At 69.1% G+C, this 24,262-nt stretch carries 27 protein-coding genes and 4 pseudogenes; 14 read left to right on the top strand and 17 right to left on the bottom strand.

Translation table 11 applies throughout. The features are described from left to right. Positions 1 to 360: 360 nt before the first annotated feature. The 4 genes from IG99_RS49295 (at position 361) to IG99_RS40920 (ending at position 2,435) form a co-directional block, all read left to right on the top strand. Positions 361 to 690, top strand: a complete 330-nt coding sequence (locus tag IG99_RS49295; protein ID WP_158973352.1) for a hypothetical protein — start codon at positions 361 to 363, stop codon at positions 688 to 690. Between the two features lie 23 nt (positions 691 to 713). Further along, a complete protein-coding gene (locus IG99_RS40910) occupies positions 714 to 1,187 on the top strand; it encodes a helix-turn-helix domain-containing protein (protein WP_037683638.1) in 474 nt (157 codons plus the stop codon). A gap of 77 nt (positions 1,188 to 1,264) precedes the next feature. Then, a complete protein-coding gene (locus IG99_RS40915) occupies positions 1,265 to 1,963 on the top strand; it encodes a hypothetical protein (protein ID WP_037683640.1) in 699 nt (232 codons plus the stop codon). Between the two features lie 139 nt (positions 1,964 to 2,102). Beyond that, on the top strand, positions 2,103 to 2,435 hold the full coding sequence (locus tag IG99_RS40920) for a DUF2516 family protein (protein ID WP_078948219.1): 333 nt from the start codon (positions 2,103 to 2,105) through the stop codon (positions 2,433 to 2,435). Positions 2,436 to 2,483: 48 nt separating this feature from the next. Here the strand turns inward: IG99_RS40920 and IG99_RS40925 are convergent, their stop codons facing one another. From IG99_RS40925 to IG99_RS40935, 3 genes are all read right to left on the bottom strand, one after another. Further along, the gene (locus IG99_RS40925; RefSeq protein WP_037683642.1) at positions 2,484 to 3,788 is read right to left on the bottom strand and encodes a PP2C family protein-serine/threonine phosphatase; all 1,305 of its coding nucleotides are present in this window, start codon (positions 3,786 to 3,788) and stop codon (positions 2,484 to 2,486) included. Between the two features lie 313 nt (positions 3,789 to 4,101). After that, a complete protein-coding gene (locus tag IG99_RS40930) occupies positions 4,102 to 5,184 on the bottom strand; it encodes a C40 family peptidase (protein ID WP_037683643.1) in 1,083 nt (360 codons plus the stop codon). 227 nt (positions 5,185 to 5,411) lie between these two features. Continuing rightward, positions 5,412 to 6,230, bottom strand: a complete 819-nt coding sequence (locus tag IG99_RS40935; protein WP_078948218.1) for a class I SAM-dependent methyltransferase — start codon at positions 6,228 to 6,230, stop codon at positions 5,412 to 5,414. Positions 6,231 to 6,456: 226 nt separating this feature from the next. Here IG99_RS40935 and mshA point away from each other — a divergent pair, with 226 nt between their 5' ends. Next, positions 6,457 to 7,794, top strand: a complete 1,338-nt coding sequence (gene mshA / locus IG99_RS40940) for a D-inositol-3-phosphate glycosyltransferase (RefSeq protein WP_037683644.1) — start codon at positions 6,457 to 6,459, stop codon at positions 7,792 to 7,794. Further along, positions 7,787 to 8,287: a type III secretion system chaperone family protein gene (locus IG99_RS40945; protein ID WP_037683646.1), complete on the top strand. Its 501-nt coding sequence runs from the start codon at positions 7,787 to 7,789 to the stop codon at positions 8,285 to 8,287. Before mshA ends, IG99_RS40945 begins: the two co-directional genes overlap by 8 nt. Positions 8,288 to 8,335: 48 nt before the next feature. On the opposite strand, the gene IG99_RS40950 is transcribed toward IG99_RS40945, so the two are convergent. Then, the gene (locus IG99_RS40950; protein WP_051866560.1) at positions 8,336 to 8,761 is read right to left on the bottom strand and encodes a hypothetical protein; all 426 of its coding nucleotides are present in this window, start codon (positions 8,759 to 8,761) and stop codon (positions 8,336 to 8,338) included. Between the two features lie 96 nt (positions 8,762 to 8,857). Continuing rightward, on the bottom strand, positions 8,858 to 9,673 hold the full coding sequence (locus IG99_RS40955) for a helix-turn-helix transcriptional regulator (RefSeq protein ID WP_037683694.1): 816 nt from the start codon (positions 9,671 to 9,673) through the stop codon (positions 8,858 to 8,860). Between the two features lie 49 nt (positions 9,674 to 9,722). On the opposite strand from IG99_RS40955, the gene IG99_RS40960 reads away from it, so the two are divergent. After that, complete coding sequence (locus IG99_RS40960; RefSeq protein WP_199815722.1) at positions 9,723 to 10,178, top strand: DUF2000 domain-containing protein; 456 nt, start codon at positions 9,723 to 9,725, stop codon at positions 10,176 to 10,178. 12 nt (positions 10,179 to 10,190) lie between these two features. Here IG99_RS40960 and IG99_RS40965 read toward each other — a convergent pair whose 3' ends face one another. Then, the gene (locus IG99_RS40965; RefSeq protein ID WP_037683651.1) at positions 10,191 to 11,453 is read right to left on the bottom strand and encodes an MDR family MFS transporter; all 1,263 of its coding nucleotides are present in this window, start codon (positions 11,451 to 11,453) and stop codon (positions 10,191 to 10,193) included. Positions 11,454 to 11,625: 172 nt separating this feature from the next. Between IG99_RS40965 and IG99_RS40970 the strand changes: the two genes are divergently transcribed. Beyond that, complete coding sequence (locus IG99_RS40970) at positions 11,626 to 12,387, top strand: phosphoglyceromutase (protein WP_037683652.1); 762 nt, start codon at positions 11,626 to 11,628, stop codon at positions 12,385 to 12,387. Between the two features lie 103 nt (positions 12,388 to 12,490). Here IG99_RS40970 and IG99_RS40975 read toward each other — a convergent pair whose 3' ends face one another. Beyond that, positions 12,491 to 12,760 carry a ribosomal protein L7/L12 gene (locus IG99_RS40975; RefSeq protein ID WP_037683654.1) on the bottom strand — a complete coding sequence of 90 codons (270 nt, stop codon included), beginning with the start codon at positions 12,758 to 12,760 and terminating at the stop codon, positions 12,491 to 12,493. A gap of 26 nt (positions 12,761 to 12,786) precedes the next feature. Continuing rightward, positions 12,787 to 13,071, bottom strand: a pseudogene (locus IG99_RS48340) (tyrosine-type recombinase/integrase); the annotation flags it as partial. Positions 13,072 to 13,270: 199 nt separating this feature from the next. Between IG99_RS48340 and IG99_RS40985 the strand changes: the two are divergent. Both IG99_RS40985 and IG99_RS40990 read left to right on the top strand, forming a co-directional pair. Then, complete coding sequence (locus tag IG99_RS40985; RefSeq protein WP_234312131.1) at positions 13,271 to 13,948, top strand: transporter substrate-binding domain-containing protein; 678 nt, start codon at positions 13,271 to 13,273, stop codon at positions 13,946 to 13,948. A gap of 433 nt (positions 13,949 to 14,381) precedes the next feature. Beyond that, positions 14,382 to 14,789 (top strand): NUDIX hydrolase, encoded by a 408-nt coding sequence (locus IG99_RS40990; protein WP_037683660.1) that lies wholly within the window; start codon positions 14,382 to 14,384, stop codon positions 14,787 to 14,789. A 273-nt stretch (positions 14,790 to 15,062) separates the two neighbouring features. Here IG99_RS40990 and IG99_RS51850 read toward each other — a convergent pair whose 3' ends face one another. Both IG99_RS51850 and IG99_RS41000 read right to left on the bottom strand, forming a co-directional pair. Further along, positions 15,063 to 15,737, bottom strand: a complete 675-nt coding sequence (locus IG99_RS51850) for an 8-oxoguanine DNA glycosylase OGG fold protein (protein WP_324606171.1) — start codon at positions 15,735 to 15,737, stop codon at positions 15,063 to 15,065. Positions 15,738 to 15,811: 74 nt separating this feature from the next. Next, on the bottom strand, positions 15,812 to 16,441 hold the full coding sequence (locus tag IG99_RS41000) for a DUF6000 family protein (protein ID WP_037683662.1): 630 nt from the start codon (positions 16,439 to 16,441) through the stop codon (positions 15,812 to 15,814). A gap of 156 nt (positions 16,442 to 16,597) precedes the next feature. Here IG99_RS41000 and IG99_RS41005 point away from each other — a divergent pair, with 156 nt between their 5' ends. Beyond that, complete coding sequence (locus IG99_RS41005; RefSeq protein WP_037683664.1) at positions 16,598 to 17,062, top strand: hypothetical protein; 465 nt, start codon at positions 16,598 to 16,600, stop codon at positions 17,060 to 17,062. Positions 17,063 to 17,624: 562 nt separating this feature from the next. Here the strand turns inward: IG99_RS41005 and IG99_RS41010 are convergent. After that, positions 17,625 to 18,101, bottom strand: coding sequence for a carboxymuconolactone decarboxylase family protein (locus IG99_RS41010; RefSeq protein WP_037683666.1), 477 nt, complete (start codon positions 18,099 to 18,101; stop codon positions 17,625 to 17,627). A 70-nt stretch (positions 18,102 to 18,171) separates the two neighbouring features. On the opposite strand from IG99_RS41010, the gene IG99_RS41015 reads away from it, so the two are divergent. Both IG99_RS41015 and IG99_RS49300 read left to right on the top strand, forming a co-directional pair. Continuing rightward, positions 18,172 to 19,056 carry a sigma-70 family RNA polymerase sigma factor gene (locus IG99_RS41015; RefSeq protein ID WP_037683671.1) on the top strand — a complete coding sequence of 295 codons (885 nt, stop codon included), beginning with the start codon at positions 18,172 to 18,174 and terminating at the stop codon, positions 19,054 to 19,056. Positions 19,057 to 19,099: 43 nt separating this feature from the next. After that, positions 19,100 to 19,258, top strand: a complete 159-nt coding sequence (locus IG99_RS49300; RefSeq protein WP_158973353.1) for a hypothetical protein — start codon at positions 19,100 to 19,102, stop codon at positions 19,256 to 19,258. Positions 19,259 to 19,860: 602 nt separating this feature from the next. Here IG99_RS49300 and IG99_RS51050 read toward each other — a convergent pair. Then, positions 19,861 to 20,156: pseudogene (locus IG99_RS51050) on the bottom strand (site-specific integrase); the annotation flags it as partial. 120 nt (positions 20,157 to 20,276) lie between these two features. Between IG99_RS51050 and IG99_RS41030 the strand changes: the two are divergent. Continuing rightward, positions 20,277 to 20,621 carry a hypothetical protein gene (locus tag IG99_RS41030; protein ID WP_037683675.1) on the top strand — a complete coding sequence of 115 codons (345 nt, stop codon included), beginning with the start codon at positions 20,277 to 20,279 and terminating at the stop codon, positions 20,619 to 20,621. A 68-nt stretch (positions 20,622 to 20,689) separates the two neighbouring features. Here IG99_RS41030 and IG99_RS48345 read toward each other — a convergent pair. The 5 genes and pseudogenes from IG99_RS48345 to IG99_RS41050 all read right to left on the bottom strand — a co-directional run. Beyond that, positions 20,690 to 20,800: pseudogene (locus IG99_RS48345) on the bottom strand (IS5/IS1182 family transposase); the annotation flags it as partial. An 87-nt stretch (positions 20,801 to 20,887) separates the two neighbouring features. Next, positions 20,888 to 21,139 (bottom strand): annotated as a pseudogene (locus IG99_RS48350) (peptide deformylase); the annotation flags it as partial. Positions 21,140 to 21,284: 145 nt separating this feature from the next. Further along, complete coding sequence (locus IG99_RS41040) at positions 21,285 to 22,232, bottom strand: MIP/aquaporin family protein (RefSeq protein ID WP_037683680.1); 948 nt, start codon at positions 22,230 to 22,232, stop codon at positions 21,285 to 21,287. Between the two features lie 159 nt (positions 22,233 to 22,391). Continuing rightward, positions 22,392 to 23,213, bottom strand: a complete 822-nt coding sequence (locus IG99_RS41045) for an ABC transporter permease (RefSeq protein ID WP_037683682.1) — start codon at positions 23,211 to 23,213, stop codon at positions 22,392 to 22,394. After that, entirely contained in the window at positions 23,210 to 24,166 is a 957-nt protein-coding gene (locus tag IG99_RS41050) for a daunorubicin resistance protein DrrA family ABC transporter ATP-binding protein (RefSeq protein WP_037683684.1), read from the bottom strand. Before IG99_RS41050 ends, IG99_RS41045 begins: the two co-directional genes overlap by 4 nt. Between the last annotated feature and the right edge of the window lie 96 nt (positions 24,167 to 24,262).

The following is a 24,262-nucleotide window of genomic DNA, read 5'->3' on the forward strand; positions in this document are numbered from 1 at the left end:
CGCGAGCTACAGACACTCCTCGCCCTCTGGACCGGTGCCTGCCCCACCTGCCACCGCGACATACCCACCCCCATACGAACCTGACCAAGCCCTACTAGTGTCCTGAGTCCAAAGTTCAAGGGCGGTCATAGGGTGGGGTGGTGCCTGGTCCGAACCCGTTGTCGCTGGAGTTGTCCGATCACGAAGGCCAGGTGCTGCGTGGCTGGTTGCGTAAGCGGACGGCGTCTCAGGCGTTGGTGTTGCGGTCGAGGATCGTGATGGCGTGTGCGGAGGGTCGGGCGAACGCGCAGGTCGCGCCCGCGCCGGGCGGGAGGACCGCACGGCGCTCGATCTGGGTGTCTCGCGGGAGACGGTGCGCAAGTGGCGGACCTGATTCTTGGCGAATCGGCTGGAGGGTGGCTCAACCTCGTCGAGCGCTGGTTCGTCGAACTGGCCTGCCGCAAACTCCGCCACTCCGGACGCGATGCGGCTGCTGCGGCCGCGGAGGAAGCCGATGCCGCCCACTCCGGAGGCCATCCTGTCGCGGGCGGCCAGCAACTGGTCGATGACGTCGAGAGCTCGCCGGGCCGTGGCCTCGTCATGCGCGATGGCGACAGTTGTCGTGCAGAAGCGATACCTATCGTGCTCAGCCTCAAGGTCGGCGGGCAGTGGCGTGGCGCACTATTGCTAGCAGGTGCTTGCAATAGTTAGCGTCGGTGGTGCAAGGTGGAGGCATGGCATCGCTCAACGTCGGCAATCTCGGTGAGTACCTGCGCGAACAGCGGCGCACCGCGCAGCTGTCGCTGCGGCAGCTCGCCGACGCCGCCGGGGTGTCCAATCCGTATCTGAGCCAGATCGAGCGCGGGCTGCGCAAGCCGAGCGCGGAGGTGCTGCAGCAGGTCGCCAAGGCCCTGCGGATCTCCGCCGAGACGCTGTACGTACGCGCCGGCATCCTCGACGCCGAGCGCGACCGCGACGAGGTGGAGACGCGCGCCGTCATCCTCGCCGACCCCACGCTGACCGAGCAGCAGAAGCAGGCGCTGCTCCAGATCTACGAGTCGTTCCGCAAGGAGAACGGATTCGAGGTCGTCGCCGTCCGCCCCGCGGAGAGCGACGGCGCGTCGGACGCCCGGGACAGCGACGCCGTGATACGTGACACCCGCACGACCGACGGCAGCGACGCCGATCCGCAGCAGACGGCCAGTTGACCGGACCAGGGGACCGGCCGCCTGACTGCGGACCACCAAAACCCTCAGCCGAACGCGAATCCGGGAGGACCATCACCATGGCCATCACCGACGACCTGCGCAAGACCCTCAGCGACCCGACCCCCCTCTACTTCGCCGCCGGCACCGCCGACCTGGCCCTCCAGCAGGCGAAGAAGGTGCCCGGTCTGGTCGAGCAGCTGCGCACCGAGGCGCCGGCCCGGTTCGAGGCCGTCCGCGGCACCGACCCGAAGGCCGTGCAGGAGAAGGCCGCCGCCCGCGCCAAGGAGGCGCAGGAGACGATCCAGTCCAAGGTCGGCGAGTTCATCGGCACCATCGACGTCGACCTGAAGAAGCTCGGCAGCAACCTCGACGCCGACCTCAAGAAGATCGGCGAGACCGCCCAGGACCTCGCCCTGCGTGGCGTCGGCGTCGCCGCCGAGTACGCGGTCAAGGCCCGCGAGACCTACGAGAAGGTCGCCGAGCACGGCGAGCAGGCCGTGCGGACCTGGCGCGGCGAGGCCGCCGAGGAGATCGAGGAGCTGGCCATCGCGGTCGAGCCGGAGCCCGCGCCGAAGCCCGAGGCGAAGCCCGAAGCGAAGCCCGAAGCGAAGAGCGAGCCGAAGCCTGCGGCGACGCCCGCTCCGGTCGCGGTCAAGCAGGAGCCGAAGCCCGCCGAGGCCAAGGCCGTGCCCACCCCGGCGCCGAAGCCCGTCGCGAAGAAGGCCCCGGCCGCCCGCAAGACCACCGCGAAGAAGACGACTCCGCCGGCCAAGTGACACCGACGGACTTCGACCCACGAGTGACGGGCCGGGCACTTACCAGGTGCACGGCCCGTTGTTCCGGGTAGAGGGGTTGCGGTCGGGGGTACGGTGACCGCGTAGTGACGAGCCGATACAGGTGGTGGACGTTGTGCTGATGCAGGGGTTCGCAGGGTTCATGTGGCTGCTGAGTGTGGCCCTGATCCTCTTCAGCGGCTTCGCGTTGATCGACGCCGCCACGCGCCGTGAGGACGCCTATCGGGCGGCCGACAAGAAGACCAAGCCGTTCTGGCTGATCATCCTCGGGCTTGCCTTCGTGGTGAACCTGATCTTCAACATCCTGTCGTTCCTGCCCATCATCGGCCTGATCGCGACGATCGTGTACATGGTCGACGTCCGCCCGGCCCTCCGCACCCTCCCCGGCGGCGGCCGCAGCCGCAGGGGCTCCAGCAGCGACGGCCCGTACGGCCCGTACAACGGCGGCCGCTGAGGCGCGCCCCTGGCAGGGACGCGGGAACCCGCGACGGCGAGGCCCCGCTCAGTCGGTCCGATCCAGCATCAGCACAGCCACATCATCCGTGAGCTCGCCCCCATTGAGCTGCCGCACCTCATTCACCGCGGCCCGCAGCAACTCCTCCCCCCGCAGTCCCTCGGCGAGTTGCCGGCGCACCATCTCCACCATGCCGTCCTGCCCGAGCCGTTCCCGCCCCGCCCCGATACGGCCCTCGATCAGCCCGTCGGTGTAGAGCATCAGGCTCCACTCCGAGCCCAGCTCCACCTGCATACGCGGCCAGCGCGCACCCGGCAGCAGCCCGAGCGCGGGCCCGTTGTTGTCGTAGGGCAACAGCTGGGCCGGCCGCCCGGGCCGGGCGATCAGCGGCGCCGGATGGCCGGCCAGGCACAGGCCCGCACGGCGGCCGTCCGGGGCGATGTCCACCGTGCACAGCGTCGCGAAGATCTCGTCGTCGGAGCGCTCGTGCTCCAGGACCTGCTGAAGCGTCCCCAGCAGTTCGTCTCCGCACAGCCCCGCGAGCGTCAGCGCGCGCCACGCGATCCGCAGCTCCACGCCCAGCGCCGCCTCGTCCGGCCCGTGCCCGCAGACGTCACCGATCATGGCGTGCACGGTGCCGTCGGGCGTGCGCACGGTGTCGTAGAAGTCGCCGCCGAGCAGCGCGCGCGAGCGGCCGGGGCGGTAGCGGGCGGCGAAGCGCAGCGAGGAGCCCTCCAGCAGGGGAGTGGGCAGCAGGCCCCGCTCCAGGCGACGGTTCTCCTGGGCGCGCACCCGGCCCTCGGCGAGCCGCCGCTCCGCGGAGTCGGACCGTTTGCGCTCCACCGCGTACCGGATGGCCCGGCTCAGCAGCCGCCCGTCCAGTTCGTCCCGGAAGAGGTAGTCCTGGGCGCCGACGCGCACCGCCTCGGCGCCGCGCTCGGCGTCGCCGGACGCGGTGAGGGCCAGCACGGCATGCCGGGGCGCCAGCTCGAGTACGTGCCGGAGCACGGCGAGCTCGTCGTCACCCTCGGCGCGACCGGGCGCGGGCAGCGCGAGGTCGAGCAGGATGCAATGGACGTCGTCGGTGAGCAGCCTCCCGGCCTCGGTGAGGTTGCGGGCGGTGCGCACGCGGATCGGCTTGCCCGACGAGTCCAGCAGATCGGGCACGATCGGCGAGCCGCCGGGATCGTCCTCGATCAGCAGCAGTGTCAGGTTCGTCTGGGTGGCGCTGTCGGCCACGTCGTCCTTGCTCGTGGCGTCTTCCTTGGAGGGGCCGCCGACTACGGGCGCGGCCTGCGCCTGACCACACTCCACGGCCGGGATCGCTCTCTGCCGCGGTATTGGTACGGGCATTGCCTGAGTTCCTTCCCTCCCCCCGAGGGCACGGCGGGGGCGAGGGACCTCGACCCACCGACGGGGACCATAGCGGTAGAGGGTGCCGCAGCGGAATGGCGTGAGACACGCGTCTTGGCGTCAGACCTCTGTCATATGCCGCTTACCGTAACGCAGTTGGACATGAGGGCGGTGAAGTGGGGATGACGAAGGTCACGTCCGCCCGGGGTTTGGTCCGAGAGAGGGGTGTGCCGGGTCACGTGGTCGGTGTCTCATGTCGGTGCTATATGGCGCCTGGTGGGAAGTTTGACTGTAATGCGCGGGCCCGCTCGGCTCACGCGCCCGGCCGGACCACACCCAGGATCGGCATCGAGCCCGCCCCCGCGATCGTCACGTTCCGTCCTGGCCGAGGGGCGTGGATCATGGCGCCGTCGCCGATGTACAGGGCGACATGACTGGCGTCGGCGAAGTAGATGATCAGATCGCCGGGGCGCATGTCCTTCGTGTCGATGTGCCGCAACTGCCGCCACTGCTCCTGAGAGGTGCGCGGGATGCCGTGGCCGGCGGTGGCCCACGCCTGTGAGGTCAGCCCGGAGCAGTCGTACGAGACGGGCCCCTCGGCGCCCCACTCGTACGGCTTTCCGATCTGTTCCGTCGCGTACTTCACGGCCTTCTTGCCCTGCTCGGTCGCCTTGCCGTCGACCTCCTCCAGGGCGCCGGAGTCCAGCCAGGCGGTCTGCGCCTTGTGCGCGGCCTCCTGCTCCAGCTCGGCCAGGCGCTCCTTCTCCTTCTTCGCCAGCTGGGACTCGACCTTCTTGGCCTCCGCGATCTGCTTCTCGATCTTCTTCTGGGCCTCGGCCTTGTCCTTGCGGTTGGACTCCAGCTTCTGCCACTGGGCGGAGGCGTCCTTGGAGTACTGCTCCAAGTCCTGCTGGGTGCGGGTCAGTTCACCGAGGAGTCCCTTGGTGGCGCGCTGCCCCTGCCGCACGCGGCCCGCGCCGTCGAGGAACCCCTGCGGGTCGTCACTCAGCATCAGCTGCGCCTCGTCGGGGAGTCCGCCCGTGCGGTACTGGGAGCGGGCCGCGGCGCCCGCGCGGTCCTTCAGCTCGTCCAGTCGCTCCCGGCCCTCGACGATCTTCTTGGCCAGCTCGACGATCTCGGCGGACTGCTTCTCCGCCTTCTCCTCGGCGCCGTTGTAGGCGTCGGTGGCCACGGCCGCGTCGTGATACAGCGCGTCCAGCTTCTCGCGGACGGCTTCGAGGTCCTTGTTGGGCTCGGGGGCCGGGGGTGGTGTCGTGACGGACGGCGACGGAGTGGGGGATGGGCTTGCGAACGCCGTGCCGGGTGCTCCCAGTACGGTCACCGCGCAGACGACGGTCACCGCCACCGCGAACAGGCCGCGCTTGCCCGCTCTCATGCCCCATTCCCCCAAACTGATTAACCGTCAGTAACATGCGGACGCCTGAGGGATCGTGCCACGGTGCGGTGCAAAACGACAGAGGGGAGGCTTCCTCTTTCCTTCTCCCGCTCCGAGCCCCCTCCCGCTCTCTCCCCCCTTCGCCTCCCCGGCAAGACGATCTCCCCGCCTGTGTGACGAACGACTCACGGAGATCGTTCCCGTAACGCCGAGAGATCGCGGAGTCGTCACACGCGGGGCGCCAAGGCCTCCCACCGCACCGTCACTTCCCCCTGCCGCCATCGCACCGGTCCGTCCGTCACCGGCCAGTCGGCCCTGAGGCCCCGTACCGCCCGCATCCAGCGCTGGCGGGCGCCGTACGAGGCGTAGGGCGCGGCGGCCGACCAGGCGCGGTCGAAGTCGCGCAGGAAGGCGTGCACGGGTTCGCCCGGGACGTTGCGGTGGATCAGCGCCTTCGGCAGGCGCTCCGCCAGGTCCGAGGGGCGCTCCAGGGAGCCCAGCCGGGTCGCGAAGGTCACCGTGCGCGGGCCCTCGGGGCCGAGCGCGACCCACACGTGCCGCCGCCCGATCTCGTCGCACGTCCCCTCCACGAGCAGCCCGCCCCGCGACCCGCGCGCCGGGTCGGCCGGCGCCAGCCGCGCGCACAGCCGCTCCCACACCGCGGCGACCTGGTCCTCGTCGTACTGCCGCAGCACATTGGCGGCCCGCACCAGGTGAGGTCGCTCGGGGATCGGGATCTCGAAGCCGCCGTGCCGGAAGACCAGCCCCTCGCGCGCGTACGGCCGCGCGGCCGCGACCCGGGCCGGTTCGATCTCGACGCCCACCACGCGCGCGTGCGGCACGACCGAGCGGAGGCGGGTGAGGAGCTCGACGGCGGTCCAGGGGGCCGCCCCGTAGCCGAGGTCGACCGCGACGGGGGCGCCGGCCCTCCGCAGCTCGGGGGCGTGCGTGGCCGCGATCCAGCGGTCCATGCGGCGCAACCGGTTCGGATTGGTGGTCCCGCGCGTGATCGTGCCCACGGGGCGGGTGGTCGCGCGGGATGGCATACGTATGAGGGTAAGCGGCTCCGGCGGGGTACCCGGGGGAAGGCGACGGGGTGCCCGGCGGGCGGGACGCCGAGTGGGAGACGCATCCGGCACTCGAACGGTTGAGCGATGCTCGGTAATACCTCGGCAAAAAGTCCGCGGGCCGGAATGGGAAGCGGTTCATCCGCTGTTGCAGCCCGTTGGAGGTAGCTTCCCGCCTCCCGCCCGCAGCAAGGAGGAACGCGACGTGAGCCACTACGTCAGCAGGCTCGGGCGTCGCTCCCCGGCGGCGTCCTCGCGGCTGCGTCTGCACCGCCGCCCCCGCCGCGTCGCGATGCTCTCCGTGCACACCTCCCCACTGCACCAGCCCGGCACCGGCGACGCCGGCGGCATGAACGTCTACATCGTCGAGCTCGCCCAGCGCCTCGCCGCGCTGGGCATCGAGGTCGAGATCTTCACCAGGTCCACCACGGCCGCCCTCCCGCCGACCGTGCAGATGGCCCCCGGCGTCCTCGTCCGGCACGTGGACGCGGGCCCCTACGAGGGCCTCGCCAAGGAGGAGCTCCCCGCCCAGCTGTGCGCCTTCACCCACGGCGTGATGCAGGCGTGGGCCGGCCACCGCCCCGGCTACTACGACCTCGTCCACTCCCACTACTGGCTCTCCGGCCACGTCGGCTGGCTCGCCGCCCAGCGCTGGGGCGCCCCCCTGGTGCACGCCATGCACACCATGGCCAAGGTCAAGAACGCCAACCTGGCCGACGGCGACACGCCCGAGCCGCCCGCCCGCGTCATCGGCGAGACCCAGATCGTCGACGCCGCCGACCGCCTCATCGCCAACACCGCGGAAGAGGCCGACGAACTCGTACGGCACTACCACGCGGACCCCGACAAGGTCGCCGTGGTCCACCCCGGCGTCAACCTCGAACGCTTCAGCCCCGCCGACGGCCGCGCCGCCGCCCGCGCCCGCCTGGACCTCCCGCAGGACGCCCTGATCCCGCTCTTCGCGGGCCGCATCCAACCGCTCAAGGCCCCCGACATACTCCTGCGCGCGGTGGCGGTGCTGCTGGACGAGCGCCCCGAGCTGCGCTCCCGCATCGTCGTCCCCGTGGTCGGCGGCCCCAGCGGCAGCGGCCTCGCCAAGCCGGAGGGCCTGCAGAAGCTCGCCGCGAGGCTGGGCATCGCGGACGTCGTACGGTTCCGTCCGCCCGTCGGGCAGGAGCAGCTCGCGGACTGGTTCCGCGCCGCCTCCCTCCTGGTCGTCCCCTCCTACAGCGAGTCGTTCGGTCTGGTCGCCATAGAGGCACAGGCGGCCGGCACGCCGGTCCTCGCCGCCTCGGTCGGCGGTCTGCCGGTCGCGGTGCGCGACGGCGAGACCGGCTTCCTCGTCCAGGGGCACGATCCGGCCGCGTACGCGCGCGTGCTGGCCGATCTCGCCGACCGCCCGAAACTGCTCTCCGCCATGGGCACGGCCGCCGCCCGGCACGCCCAGTCCTTCGGCTGGGACACCTCGGCCGCCGCCACCGCCGACGTCTACACGGCCGCGATGCAGGCCCACCGCCGTCGCGTACGCTCCCACCATGGGTGATGTCGAGAAGACCGCACAGCTCATCGAGGGGTTCCTGAAGGACGCCGAACTCGAGTGGGAGAGCCCCGAGCCCGGCAACTACGTCGTACAACTCCCCGGCACCCGCAAGCTGAAGACGACGCTGTCCCTCATCGTGGGCCGCCACTCCCTCTCCCTGAACGCCTTCGTCATCCGCCACCCCGACGAGAACGAGGCGGGCGTCCACCGCTGGCTCCTGGAGCGCAACCTCAAGCTCTACGGAGTGAGTTACGCCGTCGACCCCCTCGGCGACGTCTACGTCACCGCCAAGCTCCCCCTCTCCGCCGTGACCACCGACGAGATCGACCGCCTCCTCGGCCAGGTCCTGGAGGCCGCCGACGGCGCCTTCAACACCCTCCTGGAACTCGGCTTCGCCACCGCCATCCGCAAGGAGTACGAGTGGCGGGTGTCCCGGGGCGAGTCGACCCGCAACCTGGACGCGTTCGCGCATCTGACGCGGCGGCCGGGGGAGTAGCGGCCCGGCGGGGCCTGCCCTGCCGTAGACCCCTGCGGGTCCGTCGGGTTACTCGGGGTCGGACGGCTGGGGCTCGGGACGGCTGGGCTTGTCGAGCTTGTCGGCGAAGGCGCGCAGCGCGTCGGCCAGTTCCTTCTTCGTGGGCAGCTGGTCGACCTTCCGGTCGAGTTCGGTGATGCGGCGGTTGAGCTCTTCGAGGTCGGTCGGCGAGTCGGGATCGCCGGACGGCCCGGGTGGTTCGGTCACCGAGGACGGGGTCGGGCTCGGCCAGGGCGGGCTGGGGTTCTGGGTCGGCTCGCCGCCACCGCTTCCGGCGCTGCCGCCGTCGGGCGGGTCGCCCTGCGGTTCGCTGTACGACGGGCTCGGCTCGGGCGTCGGGGGATCGTCCGAGGTGGCCGCGAGGGCCGCGCCGACACTCAGCGCCACCAGGGCCGCCGCCCCCGCGACGGCGGTCGAGAGGCGTCCGAACCGCACGGTGCGCCGAGCGGACGAGGTGGGGGACTCCTGTGGATTATGTAAGCCTTGTGAGTTCTGTGTCTCATCCATGGATTCGACGCTATCCGGCGGTACTCACCGGACGTGAGGCTTCCGCCGATCCGCGTACCGTCCCGGCGTCACCCCCACCAACTTCCTGAAGTGGCGCGTGAGATGAGCCTGGTCGTAGAAGCCGGCCGCCGCGGCGACGTCCGCCGGGGACCGCCCGTCGAGGAGGAGCCGACGGGCCAGGTCGACGCGGCGAGCGGTGAGGTACTGGTGCGGGGCGATGCCGTACGCGCCGCTGAACGCCCGTACGAGATGGGCGGGATGAGCCTGGACGACACCGGCGGCCCGCTCCAGGGAGATGCCCCGGACGACGTACGCGTCGAGGAGTTCCCGCAGCCGGCGCGCGAGGGCGGGGTCGGGGCGATCGGGCCGTACCGTGGGCCGGAAGTGGTCCCGCAGCCGCTCCCCGATCAGCCTCAGCCGGCTGTCCGCCTCCAGTTCGTCACCGGGCCGGGCCAGCGCCGCGTGCAACTGCCCAACGCGCATCCGGAGTACGGGATCCCGCAGGTCGGGCGTGTCGACGGCGGGCCCGATGAGGTCGTCGGCGAGGTGGGTGGCGTCGAGGTAGAGGACCCGCTTGCGGAAGCCGTTCGGGGTGGCGGGCGAGCCGTTGTGCGGGACGTGCGGCGGCAGCAGGGACACCGTGTCGCGCGGAGTGCCGTGCTCGTGCCGGTCGAGGTCGTACCGTACGGCGCCGTCGTCCACGATCAGCAGTGTCCACGCCTCGTGCACGTGCATCGGGTAGGCGTGCTCGGTGAAGTGGGCGTGGAAGACCTCCACGACACCCGGGACGCGCGGACGCCAGGCGGAGACTTCCTGGTGAGCCGATGGTTTGGGCGCCATGCAAAGAACGTACAAGACGGTGTCGAACGACGGTCGGCAGTCTCTTTGCATGACCACCAGCACCAGCACCAGCACCAGCATGAGCACTGAACCGATGCGCTTCGACACCAAGATCGCCGTCCTGCTGCGGGAGGACCTGGAGCCCTGGCAGCGCCTGAACGTCACGGCGTTCCTCGTCAGCGGCCTCGGTACGACCGTCCCCGAGGTGATCGGCGAGCCGTACGAGGACGCCGACGGCGTCGCCTACCTGCCGATGTTCCGCCAGCCGGTGCTGGTCTTCGAAGGCACGAAGGAGACGCTGACGGCGGCCCACGCGCGCGTGCTGTCGCGTGCGCTGCCGCGCGCGGTCTTCACGAGCGACCTGTTCACCACGGGCAACGACCGCGACAACCGGGCGGCGGTACGGGCGGTGCCGACCGGCGAGCTGGACCTGGTGGGCATCTCGCTGTACGGGCCGCGCAACGCGGTGGACAAGGTGCTGAAGGGGGCACGGATGCATCCGTAGGCATGAGCCAGGTCAGGCCGGGCTGACCTCGGGCTCGGTGGACGATTCCGGTGTCCGGGAGGCGCCGCTGTGCTCCTCGGCGGGCAGGCGCCGCATCAGCGTCGCGTACCCGATCGCGGCCACCGTGCCGACGACCGCGCACAACCCCCACAGCCACTCCGCCCCGAACCGGTCGATGACGACGCCGGACATCAGAGGGGCGATCAGAGAGGCCACGGCCCACGACAGGGAGTACATGCCCTGGTACCGCCCACGCCCGTGCACCGGGGACAGCCGGACGACGAGCCCGGTCTGCGTCGGCGCGTTGACGATCTCGGCCAGGGTCCACACGCACACGGTGAGCGCGAAGACGCCGACCGACCCGGCGAAGGCGGTGAGCCCGAAGCCGTACCCGGCGAGCAGGGAGGAGACGACGAGCAGCAGCTTGGGGTCCCGGCGCTCGATGAAGCGGGTCACCGGGATCTGCAGCGCGACGATCAGTACACCGTTGACGGCGATGGCCATGCCGTAGTCGGCGGCCGTGAGTCCGGCTTCGCCCATGGCCAGGGGCAGGCCGATCGCCCCCTGCTGGAAGATCAGCGCGATGAGGAAGGACAGGCCGACGACGCCCATGAAGCGACCGTCGCGCAGGACGGTGCCGAGGCTGACGTCGTCGGCCTTGTCCGCCGCGCGGCGCTGGGCGGGCCGGGACTCGGGCAGCTTGAGGAAGACGACGACCGCGCACACCGCCGTCATTCCGGCCTCGACCAGGAAACCGGCGAGGTAGCTGACCTCGGCGATGAAGCCGGCGGCCATGGAGGATACGGCGAAGCCGAGGTTGATGGCCCAGTAGTTGAGCGAGAAGGCCCTTACCCGGTCCTCGGGCCGCACGATGTCGGCCATCATCGCCTGCACGGCGGGCCGGGAGGCGTTGGAGGCCATGCCGACGAGGAAGGCCGTGGCGGCGATGGCGACCGGGTCGTGCACGAACCCGAGCAACGCGACGGAGAACGCGGTGCCGGTCTGCGCGACGAGCAGCGTCGGCCGCCGCCCGAGCCGGTCGGCCATCACCCCCGCCGCCACCGAGGAGACGACCCCGCCGAGCCCGTACAGGGCGGCGACCAGGCCGGCGTAGGAGGCGGAGTACCCGCGGTCGAGGGTGAGGTAGAGGGCCATGAAGGTGGCCACGAACGCGCCGAGCCGATTGACGAGGGTGCTGGTCCACAGCCACCAGAACTCACGGGGGAGTCCCGAGACGGTCTCGCGGGCGGCACGTCTCAGGGCGGCGACGGACATGGCGGATCCCCCACGGTGTAAGCAGCTCAGGCGGTGATCACAACTTACGAGGGGGCCGTTGTCGGAGGCCACTCAATTAACAGATCCCGTCAACCGACAGGAGGCGTGTGGCCTTTGTCCGCCCTTCGGGCGGCCGCGCCCGGGCCGAAAGCCTTCCATTACGCTCATACGCATGGCCGACGCACCGTACAAGCTGATCCTCCTCCGCCACGGCGAGAGCGAGTGGAACGCGAAGAACCTGTTCACCGGCTGGGTGGACGTCAACCTCAACGAGAAGGGCGAGAAGGAGGCAGTCCGCGGTGGCGAGCTCCTGAAGGACGCCGATCTCCTCCCCGACGTTGTCCACACGTCCCTCCAGAAGCGCGCGATCCGCACCGCACAGCTCGCGCTGGAGTCCGCGGACCGCCACTGGATCCCGGTCCACCGCAGCTGGCGCCTGAACGAGCGCCACTACGGCGCCCTCCAGGGCAAGGACAAGGCGCAGACGCTCGCGGAGTTCGGCGAGGAACAGTTCATGCTGTGGCGCCGGTCCTACGACACCCCGCCCCCGCCGCTCGAGGACGGCACGGAGTTCTCCCAGTCGGACGACCCCCGCTACGCGACGATCCCCCCGGAGCTGCGCCCCCGTACGGAGTGCCTCAAGGACGTCGTCATCCGCATGCTCCCGTACTGGTACGACGGCATCGTCCCCGACCTCCTGGCCGGCCGCACGGTCCTCGTCGCCGCCCATGGCAACAGCCTCCGCGCCCTGGTCAAGCACCTCGACGGCATCTCCGACGCCGACATCGCGGGCCTGAACATCCCCACGGGCATCCCCCTCGCCTACGACCTCGACGCCGACTTCAAGCCGCTCACCCCCGGCGGCAAGTACCTCGACCCGGAAGCGGCGGCGGCCGCGATCGAGGCGGTCAAGAACCAGGGCAAGAAGAAGTAACGCCGTGTCGATAAGCCCCCGACCTGCGAGTTTCTCGCGGGTCGGGGGCTTTTTGGTGGGCCTGGGCCGTCTCTGGGCCGTCAGCCGGTTGATCGGGCCGTGCTCAGTGCATCAGGAGATCCGGCTCCGGCTGTTCTCTCGTCTCTGCCTGGGCTCCCGCATCGCGGAGGGCCGACACGGCTGCAGCCGCATCTTCCTCGGGCACGCCGACGAGAATGACGGCGGGAACCCGAGCCGCCAGAACCTTGCTGCGTCTCAGTCCCGTCAGCCGACGCACGACCTGGACGACGTCCATCACGCGGACACCGGGGTCAGTGAGCACCACGTCATGAGGCACGTCGTCGCAAACCAGCAAGAAGTACTCGTCCGCCATTGTTCTCCCCGCCCCTTCCATTCCGGAGCGTACGAGCCCCGGACCCCGTTCTCCTGGAGCTGCCGCACCCAGTCACGGATGTGCGCAGGCTGGAAGGAGCCGAGCGGGCGCGTTCCCAAGTATGGGAAGGCGTGCAGCCGAAGCTACGACTCCATCGAAGCCTGGGTGTTCGGGTCGGCCCCCTGGGTGGATACCCAGGTCTCGGCGTACCACTGAAAGGTGACCCGAGCGGCACGCGGGTCGATGTACTGCCCGCGTGCCATGTCCGCCTCGGTGTGGGCGAGCCACTGATCAGCCAGCCGCTGGGTGCGCGGAGCGCTCCCATCCCAAGTAGTGGGCTGGGCCAGGTTCTCATGGAGCATCAACACGGTGTGCTCATGCCGCGTGCAGACGCGATCTCACTCACCTGCCCCTGAACCCTCGACCACGAACGATTGAGCAACAGCCGCCTAGGCTGGGGCCATGACGCCTATGGACGCAGAGCTTGCGCACGACCTGGCACCCACCGGAGTGCTGCGCGCCTCCATCAACCTCGGCAACCCAGTCCTTGCTCAGGGCACCCCCGACGAGCCGTCCGGGGTCACTGTCGAGCTTGCCCGCGAGGTTGCCGCACGTCTGGCTCTGCCGGTGCAGTTCATCTGCTTCGATGCGGCCCGCAAGTCGTACGCCGCGATGGCCGAGGGCCACGCCGACCTGTGTTTCCTGGCCGTGGATCCGGAACGCGAGAAGGAAGTCGCATTCAGCACGCCGTACGTGCACATCGAGGGGGTGTACGCGGCACCAGTGAACTCGGCGTTCGTCTCTGCCGACGACGTGGACCGGGACGGGGTGCGCATTGGCGTCAAGAAGGGGTCCGCGTACGACCTCTACCTGAGCCGCACCCTGCGTCACGCCACCGTGGTGCGCGGCGACGAGGGGGTCGACGTCTTCCACGCCGAGAGCCTGGACGTGGCGGCTGGCATCCGCCAACCGCTGACCACGCACGTTTCCCAGCACGCCGAACTGCGCCTGCTAGAGCCCGCGTTCATGACGATTCGGCAGGCCATGGGTACCACGAAGGAGCGGCGTCCGAAGACCACGCAGTTCCTCAGTGAACTCGTGACCGAGCTGGTGATGTCCGGATTCGTCGCCAAGGCGCTGCGCCACTCCGGCCAGGACCCGACGCTGACTGCCCCCACCGCGGTTTGACGCGGGCCTGGACGTCGACAGCGCCTCCGTGACGACTGAACAGGGGGCGTGCCCCGAGGCCAACTCTCGCCGGGGACCGCGGGAGGCAGGTTGGATCTGCGACGCTGGTAGCGCCATGCTCAAGCCCGGAGAACTGAGCTGACGTGCGCTTATCCCTCGCACGGGGAGCCGCCCTGGGTGAGTGTCTAACTGCGTGACAACGCCAGCGAACAACAGCGGACGGCCGCGAACGCCAGCGGATCACCGCCGCAGGTGAGAGGCGCTGCGACCCAAGGTCGAGTGCCCGCCCAAGTTGCTTCGGGACGAAGCGGTCGTCCTCCAAAACTCGGCGTTACGCTCCCGCCGGCCCAGCTCCCTCATGTGGAATTGCCAGCAGCGAGGCTGATGCTGGACGGTGCTGACGCAGACGATGCCCTCCGATACGGTCCGAGCCATGGTGAATGGCAACGGTGTGCCGGAGAAGGTGCCGTGGGTCCTGGTTCGGAACGACCGGGTATTGGTGACGCGTAGTCACGGCAGAGATCGCTTCTACTTCCCGGGCGGTCATCGTGAGCTGGGCGAGTCCGACGCAGAGACCCTGGTGCGGGAGATCGACGAAGAACTGCAGGCGACGATCGACCCCGGTTCCATGGTGCACTTCGGCACTTTCGAGATCGGCGAGGGCCATCCGGATCACGGCCCCTTCAGGATGATCTGTTATATCGCCGATCACCGCGGTGAGCTGACCCCGTCGAGGGAGATCGCCGAGAAGGCGTGGTTCCGCTACGCCGATCGGGACCGGGTCTCGGCCGTCGACGCGATGGTCTTCGACGCACTGCACGAGGCCGCGCGGCTTTCCTGATCCCGTGACCGCTGAACAGCAGCGGAGTACAGCAACCACCGGGACCGCAGCTGACCGCCAACACCCCTCGATGGCCGACTGACCAGCCCATCAGCGTCTCAACGACCTCCCAGCCGAGAGTTCGGGACGAAGAGGTCGTGCCAGACACGTGCCAGATCGTGCGGGGAACCACGGGGGACACCAGGGAACCAGCCAGCCTCGCTCCAGACACCGATTCCGCTCAGCAGCAGGTCAGCCGCGGATTAGGCCCCAGATCACCTCAGCTTCCCAAACTCAGAGCTCGTCTACGCGACCGTTCAGATGGAAGAGAAGCCACTCAAGCCAGTCCGCCGTGACTCCCAGAGGCGAGGCCCAGCCGTGCATGGAGCTGACGTAGGCGGCGTATCGGGTGGGCCAGTGGCGTGTGCCGGCCGCCTTCCAACTGGTCCACCCGAGGGCATTGAGAGAACGAAAGACCCGGTCGTCGAGGATCAAGGCCCGGTCGCGTGGGGCGTCGCGGTTGTCAACGGCCGCGAACCACTTGGTAAAGAAGGACCGCCCCACCCCGTTGAGGGCGAATTGCCGGTAGGCCTCGCTCATGTCGCCGTCTCGGACCGCTTCGCGCGTGGTCCGGAGGACAGTGGGCATGCGCGCGTCGGACAGAGCCGCTTCCGTGTACCGCGGCCCACGTCCGTTCGTGGTGCCCGAGCCCCAGATCATGACGGCCACGAACAGGTCACGCAGACCGTCGGGATCACCGTCACCAACGCGGTCACGGAGATGGGCCAGGTCGCCCCGACTGATGAGACGGTCACCGCTCGACCCGCTCGCACATCCAACGCCGACATCGAGTACATGCGCCGCTCCGTGCGACTCCAACCGCGAGCGCCACGTTTCTGGACGAAAGCGAACGGGCTTCTGTTCGCAATCGCCGTAGCGGACAACGAGTTTCCGAAGCTGCTCCATCATGCTCCCCCAGCCATGACGGCAGAGTGCCGTGAGCCACAGAGTATGGGAGTAGAGGCCAAGAGGACACGAGGGACTCACGTCAGCCTGTTGGGGCCGTGCTTGGCCGCCTCATCAGCGAAAGCGCAGAGTTTGCCGATGAATTCTCGGTAACTGTCGGGTACCTCGTGGTCCTTGCTGGGCGGCCCGTCGATCCACTGCTGCCAGAGTCCGTCAGGCGCGAGGAACCGGGCCGCGTAGTCAGCACCGAGCTTGGCGTCGAGCAACAGGAGCGCACCGAGGGCGGCTTCCTGGTCGTAATAGAGGTCGGGGCGCCGCAGGTAGCGGTCGAGGTAAGCGACCAGGAGGTCAGCGTCAGCTCGGGTGCCGAAGGTGGCCAGAGCGACGCAGTACGCCATCCCCGCGTAGGGCCCTTCACTGGCGAGCAGGAGTTCGCCGAGACGATCCCGGAACTCGGGTCTGCCGGCCACGGCGACGAGCCAGGCTGCCGTCTTCCGCTCGCGCCACCCTCGGTCAAGCAGCGTGTCCAGTTCTCGAGGACTGATCTGACCGGCAGCCTGCCCCAGCTTCCGGAGGAACTTGGTTCGGTCGCGTCCGCTCATCCCGAGAAGGTTGCCGCCAAGTTTGAGGTACCGCCGGTCGGGTGTGACGTACCGGCGGATCAACTTGAGCGGCTCTTCCTCTTCCTCTTCGTCTGCGCGGCGCATGGCAGCATCCTCGTATGGACGAAGCTGTCAGACCAGCGAATCGGTAGGTCGGGTGCCTCAGCCCTGGGGGTGCCCATCCATCTCAGTTTCCGTCTCATTCAGCCCCGTTCACGGCCGTTCACCGCGGAGGACGGCGAGGCGTGATCAGCTTGGGATGTGGAGACCATCATCGCCAGCGGCATAGCCGTCCTCGGGACGCTGCTTGGTTCGGGGATCACTCTGGCGTTCCAGCAGCGCACCACCGACAGAAGCCACCAGTTCACCCGCCGCGAGAAGCTTCGGCAGGAACGCCTCGACGCTTACTCCGCCTACGCCGGCGCGTTGGTCAACTACCGCCGCTGCCTGGTTCACCTCTGGTTCTGCGAGCACGAACAGCCGCCACCGGAGGACCCTGACACGGTGCGGATCCGCGCCTATGACCTACGCTCCAGTGCCCAAGAGGCACTGTTCCGGGTACAGATGCTCACCGGCGACGAGACGCTGAGCCGGGCCGCGGAGGACGTGTTGGCAGACGTTACGGCGTTGCCCAAGACAGACAACAGAACCGAACTTGACGATGCCAGGGTGCGGACCCGTGACGACATCAGCCGACTGGTCCGAGTAGCCAAGGAACACCTCTGAGGCTCTTGCAGACGCACCGGACTGCACCGCAAGCGCACTAGACCGAGCGGGGAACAGCGGGGAATCACGGTGAAACAGCCGAGCCCTCAGAGGCCGCGAACAGGCCGTTCGAGCAGGTCAGCGCCTACAACGGGCCCCGATGATCGCAGCTTCCCAAGCTGAGGTCCCAGTACGTTGCCATCGGCAGGCACCAGCACAGACGAGGAGCGTCGTGGAGCTAGCGCCATCGATGTTGAACCGTCTTGCGAACAGCAGTCTCGGAGCTGTGCCGGCGGCCGCTGCTGTTGCCTACGCAGCGCAAGCCAGCTCGGGCTTCTCGCGGGTCACGGCCTGTTTCGCTGTGGCTCTGTGCACGAGATCGGACAGCAGTTATTCATCGGTTGAGAGGCGGACGGAGCCAAGGGCAGGAGTCGAACTGTTCACGAGTTTGGGCAGCGCTGGTCCCGCGTGTGACTTCGCTTGGGGGCCCGAGCCAGTGCTGGTGGCGGAGCTCCGCGACCACCAGCACCGTCGCTGGGGACGGCATGCACCTCGAGCCCTGACGACAGGTCAGCAGCGCCGGTTACCAGGTAGTGCCGGCGGGCTCCTCGATGGTGGTGTTGATGCGGTTGAAGAAGTTGGTGAGGCTGATCATCAGGATGATCGCGGAGAGCTGCTCCTCGTTGAAGTGGTCTGCGGCCTCGTTCCACACCTCGTCTGGGACGGCCTTGCCGGAGCGGTCGGCAATCCGGGTGGCGACCTCGGTCAGGGCCAGGGCCGCGCGCTCCTCGTCGGTGAAGAACGGCGCCTCGCGCCAGGCGGCCACGGCGTGCAGGCGTTCGTCGCTCTCGCCGTGCTTCTTCGCGCCCGCCACGCCGGCGAACACGCAGGCGCTGCAGCCGTTGATCTGGCTGGCCCGCAGGTGGACCAGCTCCAGGATTTGCGGGGAGACGCCGCCCTGGTACATGGCCTTGTAGATGTTCTGGATGCCCTTCATGGCGTCCGGCAGGACCAGGGCGGGGTTCTTCATCCGGGCAGTGGTGGTGATCGCGGCGTTCATCTGATGCTCTCCTGGTGATCCGTTAGCGTCTGTCACTGGACCGACGGATCCGGACACGGGGGTGTGACAGGTGAGCGAGAACTTTTTTCTGGCCGACCGTTTCGAGGCGGAGCGGCCCGCGCTGCGGGCGGTGGCCTACCGGATGCTGGGGTCGCTCGCCGAGGCGGAGGACGCCGTCCAGGAGGCGTGGTTCAAGCTCAGCCGCACCGATGTGAGCGACGTGAAGAACCTGGGGGCCTGGCTCACCACTGTCGTGGGCCGGATATGCCTGGACATGCTGCGCTCGCGTACCTCGCGACGCGAGGATCCGCTGCCCGAGCAGGACGGGTCAATCCGGCTGCCGGACCCGGTGGTCACCGCGCTGTCCCGCGTCGACCCCGAGCAGGAGATCCTGATCGCGGATTCGGTGGGTATCGCACTCATGATCGTGCTACAGACCCTCTCCCCGGCCGAGCGACTCGCCTTCGTCCTGCACGACATGTTCGACGTGCCCTTCGACGACATCGCCCCCATCCTCGGCCGGACGACGGTCTCCACCCGGCAGCTCGCCAGCCGCGCCCGCCGCCGGGTTCAGGGTGCCGCCCCGGCGGCCGACACGGACCTCGCCCGGAAGCGCGATGTCGTGGACGCCTTCCTCACCGCCTCCCGCGGGGGCGACTTCGAAGCGCTCCTGGCCGTCCTCGACCCCGATGTGGTCGCGCGCTCCGACGGCGGCACGCTCGTTCCGAGCATCCTGCGACGCGGCGCGTCCGACGTGGCATCCCAGGCGATCACCTTCGCCCGCTTCGCGGCGGACGCACGCCTCGTCCTGGTCAACGGCACACCCGGCGTTGTCTCATTCGCCGAGGGCCGACCGCTGTCCGTCATGTCGTTCACCATCCGCGACGGCCGCATCACCGGACTCGACATCCTCACCGATCCCGACCGTCTGACCACGCTCCGCCTAACCGCCTAACCGCCTGACCGCCTGACCGCTTGACCGCCTGTCCGCCTGACCGATGCCCGGCCACCCCGGCAAGCGGACGCTGCCGGTGCATGCCATCGAATGGTCGGCAGGGCACGCTAATGGCGGCCGCGCCGACGAGGAACGGGCGCTGTCACATCTCGTGAACATCGAACACAGCGCGGTTCGGGTGCCTCCCAAACTGCTGAACTGATGCTGCCGAACTTCGTGAACAGAGCCATCGCTGTGATGGGGCTCGCGATCCTCTCCGTGAGGGGATACCGGCTCGGCGTGACGTGTGAGCGCGGGAGACTCTCGATCCGCGGCTACCTGCGCACACGCGTGATTGCGCGAGAATGCATCACAGAGATCACGGACTTCCCCGCTGTCAGATGGACGGCTCGCAAGGGGGGCAAGCGATGGACCCCCATCACGGCGTTCATGACGAACCCGAGCGAACTCTCGACAACTCGCCTCCACAAGGCCCGTGCCATCAGGGAGCTGCGACGGTGGGCAGGACGCTAGCGACGGCCCACACGGGGCCGCCTCCGGGTGAGCGCGGCCAGGCCAGCGGAGCTGGCTTTCGTGTCCGCACTGGGCCGTCTCTGGGCCGTCCGAGGCCGCTCGACAGTGGCCAATGACGACCAACGACGACCACCAGGCGGACGAGCCCACCGCCCCTGGCCAGCAAAAACCCCGCTCACCAAGATCCCCGACAAGACCCAGGGCAAGAAGAAGTAGTTTGCGATCATGCCCCCACCCGCGCATATGGCGTGGGGCGGGGGCATTTTCACGGCCTGGGCCCTCTGTGGGACCTCAGCGTGGTGCGTCCTGCGGCGGCCGGAGCGCTTGGCCGAGTGCCTTCCGGGCCCGGTCGCGGCTGCTCGGCATGAGGTGCGCGTACACCTTGAGCGTGAGTCCCGGGTCGGAGTGCCGAGGTACTCGCTGACGGCCTTGATGCTCTCGCCCGCGTCCAACGGCACGGGTGCGTAGAAGTGCCTGAGAGCGTGCATGCCGTGCTCCCGCGCGGCCGGGTGACCCCGGCTCTTGGCCCTCGGGAAAGCGCCCACGGACGCCACAGCGGGCTTCCAGTGGTCCTCGTTCAGCGAGGTATTAAGGCATGGACATGATCGGCGACGGATCAGTATCCTGCTTCCCGACCAGCCTGTCGGTCATCCACAACCGACGGCGCGCGGCCGGCCTGACCAGCCGGCCAGACAGAGGGGGATCTTGTGCTCAGCAAGAAGACGCTCGGCAAGAGGAAGCTCACCTCGCTCCTCTCCACACCGCTGCTGCTCGGCGGCATCGCCATGGCCGCGCCCGTCGCCTTGGCCACCCCGGCCAGCGCCGCGCCGCACGGCTGCGGGTTCCACCAGATCAACACCTACTCGATCAGTTCGACCTGCCACTACGGCCCGGGAGAGCAGCGGGCCAAGATCCGCTGCACGGACGGCATCAACGGCGACACGTACATCGTCTACGGCCCGTGGAAGCAGTGGTACCAGAAGTCCGTGGCCGAGTGCGGCGCGCCCCAGCGGACCAGCGCGAGGTTCATCGACACGCAGGTCAGGGACTGACCCGCAGGCCGACAGGCTCCAGAAGTGCACTGACAATCTTGCTGGAGCAAGATTTTCGCGTCCGGCCGGGGGCGGGGGCGGGGACGGCCGACGGGCAGGCGGACCCGCACCCCGCCGAGTACGGGGACGAACTCGGGACTGTCCGCGGCCTGCCCGGCGGTCAAGACGAGCGCCGGCGGGCCCTGCCCGTCGTGTTCGGGCGGGCCGCCCCCTTTGCGTGCCACTGACCGACTCCTGCGCGGAGGGCCCCCGGAGACCTGACGGTGCAGCCTTGCTGCCCTGGCAGCCCGCTGGGCGAACACACGGTCCTGCCGGTCATTCATCTGCCGCGGGGCATCCTTGCGGTCCCGTTGGGACAGCCGGTCAAGATAGACCCGTCCCAAGAGGTGGTCGGTCTCGTGCTGCAGGCAACGGGCGAAGTACCCCGTTCCCTCGATGACCAGCGGGTTGCCGTCCTTGTCGAAGCCGCGGGCCACCGTGCGGTCGGTTCGGGGAACGTCCATGACGGCTCCGGGCACTTCGGCACTTTCGACGGATGGTCTTCGGCGCGCTTCACGAGGCCGGGCGGCTGTCCTGGTCCCGTGACGCTCTGATCCCGTGACGCCGCCGCGTCAGAACCGTAAGGTCCTGGCGCGGCGGGCGGCTTTCTCGGGATGCCCAGTCCTATTCCTCGTCCGTGCCCTTCTCGGGCTTCGTGCGGCCGACCTCCTCCGGGATGCCCTGCTGGGCTCGGATGTGCAGGATGTCGCCGATGAGCAGGTCGTAGACCAGCACACCGATCACTCCGCCGATCAGCGGGCCGACGATGGGGATCCACCAGTAATCTCTGAATGCCCCTGCCAAAGTCCCTGGCATCGAGAGATCCTGCCAGCCGGCTGCCCAGGTGAACAGGCGTGGGCCGAAGTCACGGGCCGGGTTGATGGCGTAGCCGGCGTTCGCTCCGTACGACATGCCGATCGCGGCGACGGCGAATCCGACGATCAGTGGGCCGAGGTTCGCTTTCACTGCGGTGTTGCGCAAGTCGACGATGGCGACGATCAGCAGCACCAAGAACATGGTGCCGACGATCTGGTCGATCAGCGGTCCCCAGATGCCGCCGTGGAAGTACGGAGCGGGGAAGGTCGCGAAGATGGAGAACGTCGCGAGGGTGTGACCGTTGGTCTTCGGCCCCTTCGAGGCGTCGTCGAAGGCGTTGATCGCGTCGTGGTAGACCCAGTAGACCAGCGCGGCGCCGGCGAACGCACCGGCCAACTGCGACAGCCAGAACGGGAGGACCTTGGCCCAGGCGAACTTGCGGCGTACCGCGAACGCCAGGGTCACCGCTGGGTTGAGGTGAGCTCCGCTGACGCCTCCGGCCACGTACACGCCCATGACGACGGCCAGGCCCCAGCCCCAGGTGATCAGCAGCCAGTCCCCGGCTGCCAGGAAGATCGTGGTTGGTCCCTGTGCGCGACCGGACCCCGGCAGTGCCGCGACCGCCATGGCGACGACACCACAACCGAAGGAGATGAGAACGAAAGTTCCAAGAAACTCTGCCAGGCATTCGCCCCACAGGCCTCCTCGGCGCCTTAGCCGAGAGGGTCTGATGAGGGGCGGGATTTCTACAGCCATGGGTCCTCCCAGACTCTCGTCTGATTGCGCCGTAGATCGCGCCGTAGTGCGGGTGCCCCCCTGGTCCACTTTGTCCTCTTATGGGGATTTTACGCCTGACTCGTGATCTCCGCTCGGGGAGGTCACGGCCGCTGGGCCGGACGCTCTGACGGGGCCTGGTTACCTCGGGTCGCGGTCGAACTTCGAGGTCGACCAGAAGTAGCCGAGAACGGTGAGGCCCAGGCACCAGGCGACGGCGACCCATCCGTTGTGGCCGATCTCGGTGCCGAGCAGCAGGCCGCGCAGGGTCTCGATGGCGGGGGTGAACGGCTGGTACTCGGCGATCGGCTGGAACCAGCCCGGCATCGAGTCCAGGGGCACGAAGGCGCTGGAGAGGAGCGGCAGTAGGATCAGGGGCATCGCGTTGTTGCCGGCGGCCTCGGCGTTCGGGCTGACCAGGCCCATGCCGACCGCGATCCAGGTGAGCGCCGTCGCGAAGAGCACGAGCAGCCCGAACGCCGCCAGCCACTCCAGGACGGTGGCGTCGGTGGAGCGGAAGCCGATGGCCACGCCCACGGCGCCGACCAGGACCACGCTCATCACGCACTGCAGCACACTGCCGATGACGTGGCCCACGAGTACCGACGGGCGGTGGATCGCCATCGTGCGGAAGCGGGCGATGATGCCCTCGGTCATGTCGTTGGAGACGGAGACCGCGGTGCCGATCGTGGTGCTGCCGATCGTCATCAGCAGGAGACCCGGGACGATGTACGCGATGTACGCGGAGCGGTCCGGACCGCCGCTGCCGCTGATGCCCGCACTCATGGTGTCGCCGAAGATGTAGACGAAGAGCAGCAGCAGCATGATCGGCGTGAGCAGCAGGTTCAGGGTGAGGGACGGGTAGCGCCGGGCGTGCAGGAGGTTGCGGCGCAGCATGGTGGAGGAGTCCCGTAGGGCGAGGGAGAACCGGGTCGGGCGGGCGGGAGCAACGGGGGTGGTCATCGGACAGCCTCCTTCGGCTGGTCGGGGGTGCCGGCGTCGCCGGTCAGGGCGAAGAAGACGTCGTCGAGGTCGGGGGTGTGCACGGTCAGCTCGTCGGCCTCGACGCCGGCCGTGTCCAGCCGGTCGAGGAGGGCGCGCAGCTCGCGCTGGCTGCCGTCGCTCGGGATCCGCAGCGCGAGGGCTTCGTCGTCCCGGGACGCCTCACCCAGTGCGGAGGCGGCGCTCCGGTACGCGGCCGGGTCGGTGAAGCGGAGTCGCACGTGTCCGCCGGGGATGAGCCGCTTCAGCTCCTCGGCGGTGCCCTCGGCGGCGATTCTGCCGTCGTTGAGCACGGCGATGCGGTCGGCGAGCTGATCGGCCTCCTCCAGGTACTGGGTGGTGAGGAAGACGGTGACGCCGTCGGAGACCAGCTCGCGGATGATCTGCCACATGTTGTGCCGGGAGCGGGGGTCGAGACCGGTGGTCGGCTCGTCGAGGAAGATGATCCGCGGATCGCCGACCAGGGTCATGGCGATGTCGAGGCGGCGCTTCATGCCGCCGGAGTAGGTGGAGGCGGGCTTCTTCGCGGCCTCGGTGAGGTCGAAGCGCTCCAGCAGCTCGGCGGCGACCTGCCTCCCCTCCCGCTTGGCGAGGTGGTGCAGGTCCGCCATCAGGAGCATGTTCTCCTCACCGGTGATCAGGCCGTCCACGGCGGAGAACTGGCCGGTGACACCGATCGCGGCCCGTACGCACTGGGCATCGGCGGTCAGGTCGTGTCCCGCGACCCTCGCCTGCCCGCCGTCGGCGGAGATCAGGGTGGAGAGGATCTTCACGGCGGTGGTCTTGCCGGCGCCGTTCGGGCCGAGCAGGGAGAAGATCGTTCCCTCCGGGACGGCCAGGTCGACGCCGTCGAGGACGGTCTTGTCGCCGTAGGACTTGCGCAGCCCGTTCGCGGTGATGGCCAGGGCGGTCATGCGGGGTCTCCTTCGGTGGCGGGGTTCGGTCACAGGCTGTGGGCGGTGATGTCGCCGTAGGCGGTGGTGGCGTGGATGTGCAGGCCGGCGTCGGTG

It is taken from the genome of Streptomyces griseus subsp. griseus, assembly GCF_000720255.1.
In the GTDB taxonomy this organism is placed as follows: domain Bacteria; phylum Actinomycetota; class Actinomycetes; order Streptomycetales; family Streptomycetaceae; genus Streptomyces; species Streptomyces griseus_I.

What these genes read in the sequence shown, in the direction of transcription:
- IG99_RS40910 (WP_037683638.1), top strand. Translation starts at nt 714, where the DNA reads ATGGCATCGCTCAACGTCGGCAATCTCGGTGAGTACCTGCGCGAACAG.
- IG99_RS40915 (WP_037683640.1), top strand. Translation starts at nt 1,265, where the DNA reads ATGGCCATCACCGACGACCTGCGCAAGACCCTCAGCGACCCGACCCCC.
- IG99_RS40920 (WP_078948219.1), top strand. Translation starts at nt 2,103, where the DNA reads ATGCAGGGGTTCGCAGGGTTCATGTGGCTGCTGAGTGTGGCCCTGATC.
- IG99_RS40925 (WP_037683642.1), bottom strand. Translation starts at nt 3,788, where the DNA reads ATGCCCGTACCAATACCGCGGCAGAGAGCGATCCCGGCCGTGGAGTGT.
- IG99_RS40930 (WP_037683643.1), bottom strand. Translation starts at nt 5,184, where the DNA reads ATGAGAGCGGGCAAGCGCGGCCTGTTCGCGGTGGCGGTGACCGTCGTC.
- IG99_RS40935 (WP_078948218.1), bottom strand. Translation starts at nt 6,230, where the DNA reads ATGCCATCCCGCGCGACCACCCGCCCCGTGGGCACGATCACGCGCGGG.
- IG99_RS40945 (WP_037683646.1), top strand. Translation starts at nt 7,787, where the DNA reads ATGGGTGATGTCGAGAAGACCGCACAGCTCATCGAGGGGTTCCTGAAG.
- IG99_RS40955 (WP_037683694.1), bottom strand. Translation starts at nt 9,673, where the DNA reads ATGGCGCCCAAACCATCGGCTCACCAGGAAGTCTCCGCCTGGCGTCCG.
- IG99_RS40960 (WP_199815722.1), top strand. Translation starts at nt 9,723, where the DNA reads ATGACCACCAGCACCAGCACCAGCACCAGCATGAGCACTGAACCGATG.
- IG99_RS40965 (WP_037683651.1), bottom strand. Translation starts at nt 11,453, where the DNA reads ATGTCCGTCGCCGCCCTGAGACGTGCCGCCCGCGAGACCGTCTCGGGA.
- IG99_RS40970 (WP_037683652.1), top strand. Translation starts at nt 11,626, where the DNA reads ATGGCCGACGCACCGTACAAGCTGATCCTCCTCCGCCACGGCGAGAGC.
- IG99_RS40975 (WP_037683654.1), bottom strand. Translation starts at nt 12,760, where the DNA reads ATGGCGGACGAGTACTTCTTGCTGGTTTGCGACGACGTGCCTCATGAC.
- IG99_RS40990 (WP_037683660.1), top strand. Translation starts at nt 14,382, where the DNA reads ATGGTGAATGGCAACGGTGTGCCGGAGAAGGTGCCGTGGGTCCTGGTT.
- IG99_RS51850 (WP_324606171.1), bottom strand. Translation starts at nt 15,737, where the DNA reads ATGATGGAGCAGCTTCGGAAACTCGTTGTCCGCTACGGCGATTGCGAA.
- IG99_RS41000 (WP_037683662.1), bottom strand. Translation starts at nt 16,441, where the DNA reads ATGCGCCGCGCAGACGAAGAGGAAGAGGAAGAGCCGCTCAAGTTGATC.
- IG99_RS41010 (WP_037683666.1), bottom strand. Translation starts at nt 18,101, where the DNA reads ATGAACGCCGCGATCACCACCACTGCCCGGATGAAGAACCCCGCCCTG.
- IG99_RS49300 (WP_158973353.1), top strand. Translation starts at nt 19,100, where the DNA reads ATGCCCGGCCACCCCGGCAAGCGGACGCTGCCGGTGCATGCCATCGAA.
- IG99_RS41040 (WP_037683680.1), bottom strand. Translation starts at nt 22,232, where the DNA reads ATGGCTGTAGAAATCCCGCCCCTCATCAGACCCTCTCGGCTAAGGCGC.
- IG99_RS41045 (WP_037683682.1), bottom strand. Translation starts at nt 23,213, where the DNA reads ATGACCACCCCCGTTGCTCCCGCCCGCCCGACCCGGTTCTCCCTCGCC.
- IG99_RS41050 (WP_037683684.1), bottom strand. Translation starts at nt 24,166, where the DNA reads ATGACCGCCCTGGCCATCACCGCGAACGGGCTGCGCAAGTCCTACGGC.